The 13,709-nt window shown below is 61.4% G+C and carries 9 protein-coding genes and 1 riboswitch; of the genes, 8 read left to right on the top strand and 1 reads right to left on the bottom strand.

Annotated elements, in window-relative coordinates:
- Window positions 1-118 precede the first annotated feature (118 nt).
- The gene (locus NW851_RS09445; protein WP_414338046.1) at window positions 119-1,324 is read right to left on the bottom strand and encodes a pentapeptide repeat-containing protein; all 1,206 of its coding nucleotides are present in this window, start codon (window positions 1,322-1,324) and stop codon (window positions 119-121) included.
- Window positions 1,325-1,486: 162 nt separating this feature from the next.
- On the opposite strand from NW851_RS09445, the gene NW851_RS09440 reads away from it, so the two are divergent.
- The 8 genes from NW851_RS09440 to clpX all read left to right on the top strand — a co-directional run bounded on the left by NW851_RS09440 (window position 1,487) and on the right by clpX (window position 13,677).
- Window positions 1,487-3,307, top strand: coding sequence for a DUF1565 domain-containing protein (locus NW851_RS09440; RefSeq protein ID WP_414338043.1), 1,821 nt, complete (start codon window positions 1,487-1,489; stop codon window positions 3,305-3,307).
- 91 nt (window positions 3,308-3,398) lie between these two features.
- Window positions 3,399-3,540: riboswitch (cobalamin riboswitch) on the top strand.
- 39 nt (window positions 3,541-3,579) lie between these two features.
- Window positions 3,580-5,526: a TonB-dependent receptor plug domain-containing protein gene (locus tag NW851_RS09435; RefSeq protein WP_414334714.1), complete on the top strand. Its 1,947-nt coding sequence runs from the start codon at window positions 3,580-3,582 to the stop codon at window positions 5,524-5,526.
- A gap of 89 nt (window positions 5,527-5,615) precedes the next feature.
- Window positions 5,616-6,026: a DUF1636 domain-containing protein gene (locus NW851_RS09430; protein WP_414334715.1), complete on the top strand. Its 411-nt coding sequence runs from the start codon at window positions 5,616-5,618 to the stop codon at window positions 6,024-6,026.
- 9 nt (window positions 6,027-6,035) lie between these two features.
- Entirely contained in the window at window positions 6,036-6,905 is an 870-nt protein-coding gene (locus NW851_RS09425; protein WP_414338039.1) for a (2Fe-2S) ferredoxin domain-containing protein, read from the top strand.
- Window positions 6,906-6,908: 3 nt separating this feature from the next.
- Window positions 6,909-7,586 (top strand): hypothetical protein, encoded by a 678-nt coding sequence (locus NW851_RS09420; RefSeq protein ID WP_414338036.1) that lies wholly within the window; start codon window positions 6,909-6,911, stop codon window positions 7,584-7,586.
- Window positions 7,587-7,588: 2 nt separating this feature from the next.
- Window positions 7,589-9,706 (top strand): ArsA family ATPase, encoded by a 2,118-nt coding sequence (locus tag NW851_RS09415; protein WP_414338033.1) that lies wholly within the window; start codon window positions 7,589-7,591, stop codon window positions 9,704-9,706.
- Between the two features lie 31 nt (window positions 9,707-9,737).
- A complete protein-coding gene (gene ligA / locus NW851_RS09410) occupies window positions 9,738-11,774 on the top strand; it encodes an NAD-dependent DNA ligase LigA (RefSeq protein WP_414338030.1) in 2,037 nt (678 codons plus the stop codon).
- Window positions 11,775-12,324: 550 nt separating this feature from the next.
- Complete coding sequence (gene clpX, locus NW851_RS09405; RefSeq protein ID WP_414334720.1) at window positions 12,325-13,677, top strand: ATP-dependent protease ATP-binding subunit ClpX; 1,353 nt, start codon at window positions 12,325-12,327, stop codon at window positions 13,675-13,677.
- The last annotated feature ends 32 nt before the right edge of the window (window positions 13,678-13,709 follow it).

Genomic DNA, 13,709 nt, shown 5'->3' with positions numbered 1-13,709 from the left:
GGCCCCTCTCCCAGAGGGAGAGGGGAGCTGGGATCAACTCACAAGCTGTTTCGTGGCTGTTTGCCATGACCACGGCAGCGCTGGCGTTGAACCCAGGGTTGCCGGCCATTGCTCTGGATCAGGGCCGTAGCGAGGCCGGCGGCTCGGCAGGAGGGGGTAAGGGCTCGCTTTTGCCGCCGGGATCCAAGCGGGAATTGGGGGGCGAAGGGCCGGGATCCAGTTTGGCCCCCCAGGTGGCCAGGTAGGCTCTTTGTTCGGGGGAAAGGCGACGGGCGCCGCGGAAGTCTGCTCCCGCCACGATGGCGCCGGCATAGGCTCCCGTTTTGAAATCGGGCTTTTGTCCTGGCTGGGCCGGGGAAGCGGTCTGCAGGGATCCCACAAACAGCAAAGCGCGGTAGAGATCGGCCCCGCGCAGGTCGGCATTGCGCAGGTTGGCCCCGCAGAGGTTGGTGTGGCTAAGATCGCAATCCTGCAGGTTGGCTCCTTCCAGGCTGGCCTCGCTGAAGTCCACCCCCCGCAACAGGGTGCCATGCAGGTCGGCCCCTTCCAGCATGGTGCCCAGGTTAACCACGCGGATCCCGTTGAGGCGATCCCGCTGGTAGCCGCCTTTGCCGTCCAAGATGGGCCGGCCCAGGTGTTCGTCGCGGCGCAGGGGGCTGAGCAAATTGGCGGTGGAGAGGAAACGCAGGATCTTGGCTTTGCCGAAGCGATCCACGCCGTTGAGGAGCGCCGCCGTGCGCCCGGCAGCGATGGCCCGCTCCAGGGGCCAGTCGTCCAACTGCCCATCAGGGGAGAGAACCAGGTTGGAGATGCCCTCGAAGTAGGCGTCGATGGTCTGCTGCTGGGTAATGGTGTTCTGCTGGATGGTGAGGTCGCGGGAGATAACGTACTGCCGCCAGGCAATATAGGCGGCCAGGAGAGCGATGAAGATCTGCCCGGTAGCACCGAACACCTCCCCCAAAGCCCCGATCGCCTCCCAGCTTAGGGATCGCAGGGTTGAGAGAACCCCACTCCAGACCACTGCTCCTGCCACGGCCAAGCCGAGGGCTGCTGCCGCCCATCCCAGGCTGGGCCACGTGGTTAGCCACTGCCAGAGATCGCGCCCAATCTGCACCCAGAGCGGCTGCCCCCACCAGCCGGCCAAGCCCAGCCAAGCCAGCACTGCCCCCCAGCCCAGGGCCGGCTGCCCCGTCAACCCCGCCAGCGCCAGCAGCCCCGCCGGGATCCCCAACAGCAGCAGATTAAGCAGGGGGCGCCCAGACGAGAGGGAAGCCAGCGGCAACTCTTGGGAGGAGCCTTCGCGGGCAAGGGCTTCTTCGGTCATGGCAAGGGTATACTCTAGGGGTAGCGTTGGATCTACAAAAAAAGCCTGCGTCAGTCCGTATTTGGAGTTGGGGAAGAGGGCAGGATCCCGCCTCTCGGGTTTGGTAGGATAGCCTCGACCCTCCTTCCTTCTCTGGCCCAGCCTGGTGTGAGGATGACTCCTATGATCGCTTCCTTATCGTTTATCCGTCTGCAGAAATCCGGCGAACACCAATTTACAGCAGTCCTGCCTGACTTGTGGTTGCAGCGTCATGGTTCCCCAACCCTGGCACGACTGGCCGCCTCTCTGCTGTTGAGCACCAGCTTACTGCTGGCGGCAGGAAGGGATCCCAGTTGGGCGCAAACTTCCCTGGACACCGGCCTTTTGGAGAAGCAGGCCCTGCCCCAGGCGCCACCGCTGCCGGACGACCGCCCGGCCATTTTTGTCGATGCCGCCAACGGCAGCGATACCCAAGGGGATGGATCCCGCAACAACCCCTTCAAGACCATCACCCATGCCATTGGACAAGCGCCAGCGGGCAGCATCATCCAGCTGCTGCCGGGGATCTACAGCGCAGAAAGCGGCGAAGTCTTCCCCATCCGCCTCAAAGCTGGCCTTATCTTGCGCGGGGACGAGTCCAACCTAGGGGAGGGCTACCTGATCGATGGCGGCGGCACCTACATGAGCCCGACCCTGGCCCGGCAAAATGTTGCTCTGCTGGCCGAGACCGGCTCAGAGGTGCGCGGAGTTACCCTGCGCAACCAGGGGCGGCGCGGCTATGCCCTCTGGATAGAATCGGCTTCCCCCCGCATTCTCAACAACAGCTTTGTGGGCAGCATCCACGACGGGATCTTCCTTGCCGGCGCCTCCAACCCCTGGATAGAGGGCAACCGCTTCTACAAAAATGGGGCCAACGGCATCTCCGTCTTGGGTACTTCCCAGCCCACCATTGTCAATAACCTCTTCCAAGAGACCGGCTTTGGCCTCACCATCGACCAGCGCTCGGCGCCGATGGTGCGCAACAACCGCATCCTGCAAAACCGCACCGGCATTGTGGTTGGCGGCAGCGCCCGGCCCATCTTGCGCAACAATCTCATCGCCCGCAACCTGGAGACTGGCCTGACAGCTATCACCACCGCCCAGCCCGATCTGGGCACGGCCTCGGATCCCGGCAACAACATTTTTGAGGGCAACGGCCAGTACGACATCCACAACGCCACCCGCGGCCTGCGCCTCAACGCCAACGGCAACCAACTGGCGGGCAAAACCAAAGGGGAGCTGGATCTAGCGGGCCAAACCACGGTTGCTGCCCTGCCCAGCAGCGCCCCACCACCCATTGCTGCCGGCGGCCTGACGCTGCCCAGCGCCCCCCCGGCTCCCAGCCGGGATCCCCAGCCGGCGGTGGCCAAGCCAGCCGAAACTTCCACAAACCTACCGGTGGTGGCGGTGCCGCAATCGACGGCCCCCCTTCCCCCTCCTGCAGCGGGCTCGGGAGGGCGTATTTTGCCCAGCGGCCCCAGCCAGCCGTCAAGCACGCAACCCCAGGAGTTTGTTGCCGTTCCCTTCACCCCCGATGGCTCTACCACGCCTGCCCAGCCGGTTGAGCCGGCTCCTGCCGCCCCTGTCCGCCAGGCCTCTGCAGCTCCCCTTACCGACATCACCACCCTGCTGCCGCCGCTGGCCCGCCGCCAAGCCAGAGAAAACCCTCCTACCTCCTCCTCTGCACCCTCAAGCTCGGCCCCAGCTCCTCCTGCCCAGGCTGCCGACAAGGACTCCGTCCCGCTGACGCGAGCGGCAACCCAGTTTCGCGTCTTGGTAACCCCCAAGGGCAGCGACGATTTGCAGCGGCTGCGGCAGCTCGTCCCTGAGGCAGTGGAGACCGTGTTCAACGGCAGGACGATGCTGCAGGCCGGCCTCTACGACAGCCGCAGCCAGGCCCAGTCAGTCCTGGATCGCCTGTTGGACGCCGGCTTTGACGCAGTGGCGGAGATGATCTTCCGTTGATATCACTGCCCAGGGATCCCCCCCGGCAGGATAGGAACTCCCGAGCAGGGGATGTATGATGCCTAGCACGGCTTTTTCCAAAAGGACTGCGGAGAAAGCCGTGCCGTCAGGTTGCTCTGGGGATCAGCCAGGGCAAGCAATGGGGAAAGTCCGGTGCAAATCCGGCGCTGTGCCGCAACTGTGATGGGCTAAGGCCCTCAGTCAGGATGCCCGCCTGCGGCTTTGGCTCACAGCTTAGCTCTTCCGCGTCGCACGGAAGCAGGAGAAACCGGATGAAAGTAATTGTTGTATGTCTCAGCCTTGGGCTGGGGAGCTGGAGTTTGGGGATCCCAGCCTGGGCGCAAGCGGTCTTGGACACCAGTCTTAGTGCCGAGATTTTCAATCAACCCGTCACTACACCGTTTCGCCGCCCTGGCTTGCTGCGGGACTCTTCGCGCCCAGTCTATGTCATCACCCGCCAGCAGATGCGCGAGCAAGGGGCAAGGACGGTGCAAGAAGCCCTGCGCTATCTGCCTGGGATCCTCAGCGATGGCACAGCGGGAACTCAGTTGGGAGCTCTTAGCTCTCAATTCATGCGAGGGGCGCGAACGGCGCAGGTGTTGGTGCTCTTGGACGGCCGCCCCCTCAACGATCTGGGCTTCTTTGGCGGGTTTGACCTCTCTCAACTCACCACAGATATTGTCGAGCGAATTGAAGTCTCTCCCGGTGGCGGCTCTACTCTGTATGGCTCGGATGCTGTTGGCGGCGTGATCAACATCGTTACGGTGGAGCCACAGCCAGAAACGGAGACGGTGCTGGAAGCGGCGGTCGGCAGCTACGGCCTCAATGAGCAAGGGATCCAAAGTCGGGGCCAAGCCCAGGATCTGGGCTGGGTGCTCAGCTATCGCCGTCTGAAAAGTAACAACGACTTTCCCTTTGCAATTGAGCGGCTGGGCAAGTCAGGCAAGCGGGAAAACTCGGCGGTGGAGTACCACAACTTGCAGGCCAAGCTTACCTGGCAACTGGCCAAAGACCAAGTCCTAACAGCCAACGCCCTCTACCTCAATAAAGCCTTTCGTGTGCCCAGCAGTGTGGAATTTCCCTCTCCCGATGCAGAGCAAAACACCAACGATCTGCTGCTGGATCTCAGTTGGCTGTGGACTCAGGCAACAGGATCCCTGCAGGCAAGAGTCTTTTTTGACGATCTCAACTACCGTTTCAGTGCTCCGCAAAGCCAGGGATCCCGCGACGTCATCCTGCGCAATGGCTGGGGATCCCAGCTGCAGTATGCTTGGCAAGCCGGCGAAAACCTAGAGGGAGCTTTGGGGGTAGATTATCGCTCCATCTCAGCTCGCAATACAACTTTTTCCTTTGCCAACGGTTCTGCCAATATCAACTACGACGATACGGTTAACCAGGGCGCCCTGTTTGCCCGCCTGGATTACAGCCCGGATCCCAACTTCCACCTTGATCTGGGCATGCGCCAGGACTTCAGCAGTTTGGCCAATGGCTCGGCCACCTCGCCGGCTGTGGGGATCCGCTGGACAGTGGCGGAAGGCACCACCTTGAGAGCCAACTACGCCAGCAGCTTTCGCACCCCCTTGATCTCGGAATTATTCTTTCGGCTGCGAGGCTTTTTTGAAGTGGATGGCAACCCCAATCTCCGCCCAGAGCGAGGGGAGAGCTTTGACGTTGGCTTGGATCAGAGCCTGGGAGATTTTGGCCTGCTGCGGCTAACGTTTGCCCACAACCGCATCCGCGATGGCATCACCTTTGTCAGCCTGGGGCCGCGCCAGGGAACCTATGAGAATATTGGGCTGGTCGAATACACTGGCCTGGAAGCGGCTTTGGATTTGCGTTTGGGGGAAAACTGGACGCTTTTTGCCAACTACACCCTCAATGATCCCATCATCCGCGCTGCACTTAACCCGGCCACAGTTGGCAAACAGCTAGCCTTTGTGGGAGCCGATAGCTTCAACCTAGGCCTAACCTATCGCTATGAGCAGGGCGGGTACGGCTCGATCTTGGTCCATCACATTGGGAGCTTTTTTACCAACAACTCCAATACGGAATCCCTGCCAGGCTATACCACCGTGGCTTTGCGGGGAGGGATCCCGTTGACTGAGGCCCTGAGCCTAGAGTTGGGGATCGACAACCTGCTGGATGAGCAGTATGAAGTTTTCCCCGGCTATCCCGGCGTTGGCCGCACGCTGAGGGTGAGCTTGCGGGGGCAATTTTAGCATCCTCTCGGGCTATTTTGGGCTAACTATCTAGAACAAGCTGTCCTGGTGGAATTGTCTGCTTTGCAGTGGAGTTTGGATACAACTCTATGGTGAGCGCGACCAACTTTCCCTCTATTTCTCCATCGACAACTTTGGCTCAAGCTGAGTCTAAACATTGCCTCTGGGTTTGCACCACCTGCGGATCTCGCTGGGTCAACGGCCAAAAAGAAGGGATCAGCAAGGGAGAAATGCTCCTAGCTGCCTTGCAATCCCAAAGGCTCAATCCCCAACTGCAACTGAAGCCAGTTGCCTGTATGAGCGGCTGCAGCCACGCTTGTGTGGTTGCGCTGGCAGCCCCCCGAAAGATGACCTATGTCTTTGGCGATCTCGATCCAAAAGACGTGGAGCCAATCTTGCAAACGGCGGAGCTGTATTTGACAAAGCCCGATGGGATCCTGCCCTGGGCAGAGCGCCCCATCAAAAAGGGGGTGATTGCCCGCATTCCGCCAATCCAATAGGAGCAACCTATGGCTGTTTTCAATCCCTGGGTCACACCCCTAAACCAAACTTGGCAAGAGGTTTCCCCCATCGGCTGGACAACCGTTTACGAAGGGATCCCGGCTCACATCGACTGTCTTGGGCCGCTGCTCTATGAGCTCTTTCAGGAGCGCTGGGCCGAGATCCAAGTGGGCCAGGTGGTGGAGGGTGGCGTCCTGGAAGCGGCCTTCAAGGATCCCCCTACTCTCTGTGTGCTCTACGACGGCTACTTGACCGTGGCCACGGAAACTTGGCATTTGCATCTGTGTTTGGAGGAACACCAGGGCGGCCCCTACCGCAGAACTCCTCCTGAGCTGCGCCGCAAAAGATTGGTCGGCCGCGCCGCACTCTATCGCCGCCTCAATCCGCAGGGCCAGCCTCGCCAATGGGGGATCCAGTTTTGGAACGGGGCAGAGGAATCGCTGCTGCAGATCTTTTTGCCCAGTCCCTTTTTGGGGCCAGGAGAAGACTACCTGCCCGAAGGCAAAGCCGACTATCAGCGGCTTTCCCTTTATGAACGCCTGCGAGCCATTTACGTCGAGGGAAAAGAGCGGATCCCTTACGCAGATAACCCTCTCAAGCGGCCCTATTTGGCGGTTTGCCGTTCCAGCCGCTGCTATCCTTCTCGCCACTATCAGCCGGTGGTGGAAGCTTTGCAATCGGCCCTGCGCGAGGCCAATCTGGATGTTCCGGTTATCACCTCAGGATGCCTAGAAGTCTGCCAACAAGGGCCGGTGGTTTTCTACTCTGGTGACCGCACCTGGTACAAGCAAGTCACACCCCCAGTAGCGCGGCAAATTGTCCAGGAGCACCTGCTGAACAAGTGTCCCTTAAAAGCTCACCTCTTTCCTGGGGATTAGCCTATGGTCAGCCTACAAGCTCTTGTCCAGTCCATCCCCAAAACCCGCCGCGGGATCCCGGAGGTCATTTGGATCCAAGCCACCCGCGATCTAGCCCAAGGTCGATTTTGGCCCAGCCTATTGACCACCATCGGCTGCCTTAGCAACATTGCCTATACCTGTACACTGCCTTTTGTAACTGTTGGCATCGTCACGGGCACCACGTTAACTCGCCAAAGGGCAATCGTCAGCGCTTCGATGATTTGGCTGGCCAACCAAATCTTTGGCTACACCTGGCACAACTATCCCCGTACCCCTGATTCTTTGGCTTGGGGGTTGGTCTTGGGGATCGGCACGGTGGGGGTGGCGTGGCTGGCCAGCTATCGCCCGCTCTTTTTCCAGCCCCACCCTGTCCAACCTCGGCAATGGCTGCGCAATTACCTTTGGATCCTGGTCATGCTGATCCTAGGGTTCCTTGCTTTTGAAGGGCTAATCTTGGCAGCCGGCCTGGTGCTGGGCGGAACAGAGGGCTTGACCCTGCCCATCTTGGGCAAGATCTGGTTGCACAACTGGCTGTGGACGGGCTTTTGGCTTGGGATCCACGCGCTGCTGGCCTGGGACAGAGGACGCCGCCGACTGGAGTTGGCGAGAGCCCACCTCGGCGGGCTGGGGTATCCCCAAGGGAGATCCAGGCCAGAATAGGGGTGACCTGCGCGCGAGGGATCCCTTTGCAGCCCGCTCAGCTCGACAACTCCCCCTTTGACCGGCTCGTGGACTACGTCCCGCTGACGCGATCGGCTTCCTGCCGCTTGCTGCTGTTGAGCGGCAAGGGGGGCGTGGGCAAGACCACCCTGGCCTGTGCCCTGGCCCGTCACCTAGCCCAGAGGCAACCAGAGCGCCGTCTGCTGTTGCTGTCCACCGATCCGGCCCACTCCCTGGGGGATGTGCTGGGGATCCCGGTGGCCGACACCCCCCAACCCCTGCCGGAAAGTGCTCCGCACCGCTTGCGCGAATGGCCGAACTTGCAGGTGCGGGCTCTCCAGGCCGAGGTGCTGCTGCAGTCTTTCAAGCAGACCTACGGCCCTGCTCTGGAGCTCATTGCCGAGCGGGGCAGTTGGCTGGGGCGAGAGGATCTGTTGCCCCTTTGGGATCTGGACTGGCCGGGGGTGGACGAGCTGATGGCCATCCTCGAGGTCAACCGCCTGCTGGCAGGCCAAGAGGTGGACACAGTCATCCTGGACACGGCCCCCACCGGCCACACCCTGCGGCTGTTGGAGTTGCCTGACTTTTTGGATAATCTGCTGGCGGTGTTTGCCACCTTCCAGGCCAAGCACCGCGAGGTTGTCCAATCCCTGACGGGCACCTATCGACCGGATGAGGCCGATGCCTTTTTGACCCGGCTACAAAGTGAGCTGGAGGGAGGCAAAGCCCGCCTCACCGACCCGGAGAGCACCTCTGCTTGGCTGGTGCTGATCCCGGAGCCCTTGAGCGTGGCGGAGACCCGCCGCTTCTGTCAACAACTGCAAAGCCGCCGTGTGCCTGTGGGGGGTCTTCTGGTCAACCAGGTGCTGCTAGGGACGGTGGCGGCCGCAGGGGAAAAAGCGGAAGCAACCCCCAGCCGCCCCTCGCCTCTCTACCTGGCCCGCCAGCAGGAGCAGTGGCGCTGGCTAAAAACGCTTCAAGAGGAGCTGCCTGGCTATCCCATCTGGGTTTGTCCCTATCAACTGGAGGAGCCGATTGGGCCGACGGCCCTGGACAAGCTGGTGCAGCAGCTTCGCCCTTTGCCAGAGGTGCTGCCGCAGTTGGCAGGGATCCCCGCCCCGGGGGAACTCTCCCCTTCGCCGCAGCGGGACGAAGTCCTTGGGATTGCTTCTGGGCAGAGCCAGGCTTTGGGCCTTCCAGATTTTTTGGCCCAAGGGATCCGCCTTGTGCTGGTGGGGGGCAAGGGCGGAGTGGGCAAGACCACGGTGGCCGGGGCCCTAGCCTGGAACTTGGCCCAGCGCCATCCCGACCAGCGGCTCTTACTGGTCTCCATCGACCCGGCCCACTCGCTGGGGGATCTGTTTCAGACGAAGCTGGGTCAGGAGCCACTGCCTCTCTTGCCCAACCTGCTGGGCCAGGAGATCGAGGCGGCGGCAGTGCTGGAGCGCTTCCGCCAAGACTACCTGGAGGAGGTGGCGGCCATTTTGGCAGGCGAGGGGACGGCAGGGGTGGAAGTCCAGTACGACCCCCAGGCTTGGCGGCAGCTTTTGCAGATGCCCCCTCCCGGTCTAGACGAGGTGATGGCCCTGCTGACGGTGCTGGAACAAGAAGCCAGCGGCCAGTTCAACCTGGTGGTGGTGGATACCGCCCCCACCGGCCATCTCCTGCGCTTTTTGCAGATGCCGCAGGCCCTAGAAGGCTGGGTGAGCCTGGCCCTGAAGCTGTGGCTAAAGTACCGCGACGTGGTGGGCAGGCCGGAATGGGCGCAGCGGCTGCGGGATCTCTTGGCCCAGGTGCGCCAGCTCCAGCGGCGGCTGCGGGATCCCCAGTTTGTTAGCTTTGTCCCCGTCTTCAACCCCGAACAGGCAGTTCTGGCCGAAACCGAGCGTCTTTTGGCGGAGTTGGATGCCCTGGGGATCCCCCATCCCTACGCCGTTCTCAATCGGGTTTGGCTAGAGGACTCCACCCCCTTGGGAGAGGCCCTCCGCCGCCGCCACCAAGCCCTTCTGGCCCAGCTCCCCCGGCGATTCTCCCAACAGGCCATCTTGATCATCCCCTTCGTGCATCCTCCCAGCTTGGAGAATATCGGCTCCTACTTATTTGCTCCCCAGGAGCCCTAACCTGGGGGTAGATCTTGCTCACCCAAACGGTATGGATCCCAGACTGGAAGAGCGCGCCCGCGAGCTGCGCGCCCTGCTGCAGAAGGCCAGCATCGCCTACTACGTCCACGATGCCCCCATCCTGGAAGACAGCGTTTACGACCGCCTCTACCGGGAGCTGCAAGAGCTGGAGCGGGCTTACCCCGAACTGGTCACCCCCGACAGCCCTACCCAGCGGGTGGGAGAAAAACCTGCAGAGCATTTTCCTACTGTCTTCCACCGCATCCCCCTCCACAGCTTGGAAAATGCTTTCAACCCAGAAGAGCTAGAGGAGTGGCAAGAGCGCCTGCTGCGAGTTTTGGGCCGCGACAGCGAGACAGAGGAGGAGCTGGAATACGTCTGTGAGCTGAAGATCGATGGCGCCGCCTTGGCCCTGACCTACCTCGATGGTCTTTTGGAGCGGGGCGCTACCCGGGGGGACGGTCAGGCCGGAGAGGACATCACCCCCAACGTGCGCGCCATTCGTTCCATTCCCCTGCGGCTGGCGACGGCAGATCCGCCTCCCGTTTTGGAGGTGCGGGGGGAAGTCTATCTGGCCCTGGCTGAGTTCGAGCGCATCAACCAAGAGCGCCGCTCCGCTGGGGATCCCCCCTTTGCCAACCCGCGCAACTGCGCCGCCGGCACCCTGCGCCAATTGGATAGCCGCGTTGTCGCCGCCCGCAAGCTCAGCTTTTTTGCCTATGCCCTCCACTGGCCAGAAGGCTGGCCGAGCGGGGATCCCCCCCAAACCCAGTGGCAGTGTCTGCGGCAGCTCAAGGAACTGGGATTTCCGGTCAACCCCCTCTCCCAGGTGTGCCGGGGCTTGCAGGAGGTGATCCAATTTTACGAGCGGTGGCGGGGTGCCCAGCTCCCCTACGCCTGCGACGGCGTGGTGGTGAAGCTCAACTCCTTGCGGCTGCAAGAGGAGGCCGGCTTTACACAAAAATTTCCCCGCTGGGCCATTGCCCTCAAATACCCTGCCCAAGAAGTTCCCACCCGCATCCGCGCCATTTTTGCCAGCGTAGGCCGCACCGGCGCCGTCACCCCGGTGGCAGAGCTCGAGCCCGTGCTTCTGGCCGGCACCACCGTCAGCCGCGCCAGCCTGCACAATGCCGATCGCCTCGAGGAGCTGGATGTGCACATCGGCGACACGGCCATCGTGCGCAAAGCCGGGGAGATCATCCCCGAGGTGGTGGGGATCCTCAAAGAGTTGCGCCCCCCCGACGCTGTTCCCTACCGCCTGCCCAGCCACTGCCCCGAATGCCACACCCCCCTGGTTCGCCCTGCCGGCGAGGCGATAACCCGCTGCCCCAACCCAGACTGCCCGGCCAAGATCAGGGGGGAACTGCAGCACTGGGCCAGCCGCGACGCTTTGGATATCGAGGGCTTAGGGGAAAAGCGGGTAGCCCAGTTGGTGGAAAAGCTGGGGGTGCGCACCGTGGCCGACCTCTACCGCCTCGCCCCGGAACAGTTGGAGAGTTTGGCAGGGATGGGATCCCGTTCCAGCCAGAAGCTGGTGCAGGCCATTCAGCGCTCCCGCCAACAGCCCTGGGAGCGGGTGCTATATGGATTGGGGATCCCCCATGTGGGGGTGGTGACCGCCCAGACTTTGGCCCAGCATTTCCCCGCCCCAGAACTCTTAGCCCAGGCCAGGGCTGAAGACATCGCCCAGATCTACGGGATAGGGGCGGAAATTGCCGAGGCGGTGGTGGCCTGGTTTGCCGATCCCGCCCACCAGAAGTTGTTGCAGGAGCTGGGGGAGCTGGGGATCCCTGCCCTGCCCCAGCAGAAGGCCCCTGCTGTTTCCCAGGTGCTGGCCGGGAAGAAGTTTGTAATCACTGGCACCTTGCCCACCCTCTCCCGCCAGCAGGCCAAGGCTTGGATTGAGAGCCGCGGCGGCAAAGTGACCGCCAGCGTCAGCCGCCAAACCGACTATGTGGTGGTGGGGTCGGATCCCGGCTCCAAGCTCAAGCAGGCGCAAGAATTGGGGATCCCCCTGCTGAGCGAAGCGGAGCTGTTGGCCCTGGAATCCGGTGATCCGCAGCCTTGACAGGGGTAGATCCCCAGAAAACTTGGGGAAAGTGGGTTGTTCTAACGGCAGGGATGATTTATGATTCAACTCTAGTGAGGAGTGGACGCCAATAGGGGGGAAGCGAACGAAACACGGACAGTTCCTTCCCCTTTTTGGTTGCCAACAAAGGCCGTCACACCCCCCCGAAAGCATCCAACTTAACTGAAAGATCCCTTGGCCTTCGATAGCCATCTTTGCCAGGGCCGGGTAAGTTCTACTATGATGGGATCAGCGGAGACGCATGTTTCCGTTCACTCCTCACACCATCTGCCGCTCGGCGTTCAGTCGGGCGGTTTTTCTGTAGACCTGTCTAGGGGGGTCACAGTTATCTCACAAGAATCTCTGAGCACTTCGCCTGGGAACAAGCCCAGCGGAGATGCTAGACTGATAGACCAGTGAGTTCCACCCGCCTCGGCATTCCTACACTCTCATAGCCGATTTGCCCCACGCTTTGATTTGTTTGAATGTCCAGTCTTCCTCTGGCTTTTGCCGGATAGGATAGCCAAGAACAAGCAGCAACGAGGATCCCATGGCCAAATATGACTCCCACTTAAGGTGCTCCTTCTGCAATAAGTCCCAGGATCAAGTGCGTAAGTTGATTGCAGGGCCGGGGGTCTACATTTGTGACGAGTGTGTGGAGCTCTGCAACGAAATTTTGGATGAGGAGCTCTACGACGGCAACCCTCCTGCTACTGCTGCCACTGCCCCTGCCCCCAGTCGTCGCGAAACCACCAAGAAATCTTTTCGCAGCCTGCCTTCTCTGGCGCAGTTGCCTAAGCCGCGCGAGATCATGCGTTATCTTGACCAATATGTGATCGGCCAAGAGAAGGCCAAGAAGGTCTTGTCGGTGGCGGTGTACAACCACTACAAGCGCCTAGCGGCCAAGGCCAACCCCAGCAGCCTCGGAGCTGCGGAGCTGGATGAGGTGGAGCTGCAAAAGTCCAACATCTTGATCATCGGCCCCACCGGCTCCGGCAAAACCCTGCTGGCCGAAACCCTGGCCCGCATGTTGGATGTGCCCTTTGCTGTTGCCGATGCCACCACCCTCACCGAAGCCGGCTACGTCGGCGAAGATGTGGAAAACATCCTGTTGCGCCTGCTGCAGGTGGCGGACATGGATGTGGAAGCAGCCCAGCGCGGCATCATCTACATCGACGAAATCGACAAAATTGCCCGCAAGAGCGAAAACCCCTCCATTACCCGCGACGTTTCCGGCGAAGGGGTGCAGCAGGCTTTGCTGAAGATGCTGGAAGGCACCATCGCCAACGTGCCCCCCCAAGGCGGACGCAAGCACCCCTACCAAGACTGCATTCAAATCGATACTTCGAATATCCTCTTTATCTGCGGGGGCGCTTTTGTCGGCCTAGAGAAGGTAATCGAGCAGCGCATCGGCAAAAAGTCGATGGGCTTTATCAAGCCAGGGGAGCAGCTAGCAGTTACCCGTGAGCAGCGCATGGCCAACGCCCTCAAAGCTTTGGAGCCGGAGGATTTGATCAAGTACGGCATGATCCCCGAATTCACGGGACGAATTCCGGTGGTGGCCACTTTGGATCCGCTGGATGAGAAGGCGCTGGAGGCCATCTTGACGCAGCCTAAGAATGCCATTCTCAAACAGGCGCAAAAGCTGTTGCGCATGGACGGGGTGGAGCTGGAGTTCGAGCCGGCTGCCATTTCTGCCATTGCCAAGGAAGCCTACCGTCGCAAAACGGGGGCGCGGGCGTTGCGGGCCATTGTGGAGGAGCTAATGCTGGATGTAATGTACGAGGCGCCCTCCCGCCGTGACCTAAAGTACATCCGCATCACCGCCGAGATGGTGGAGCGCCGTTCCACGCACGAGCTGATCCCTCACCCTTCCACCCTGCCCAAGCCTGAGTCTGCCTAGGATCTCAGCCCTGCCCGATCCCTGCTGCGTCA

Source organism: Synechococcus sp. H55.7, from assembly GCF_047462395.1.
GTDB lineage: Bacteria > Cyanobacteriota > Cyanobacteriia > Thermostichales > Thermostichaceae > Thermostichus.
The sequence above is the reverse complement of the archived record's forward strand: the minus strand, read 5'-3'. Positions and strand labels throughout refer to the sequence as shown.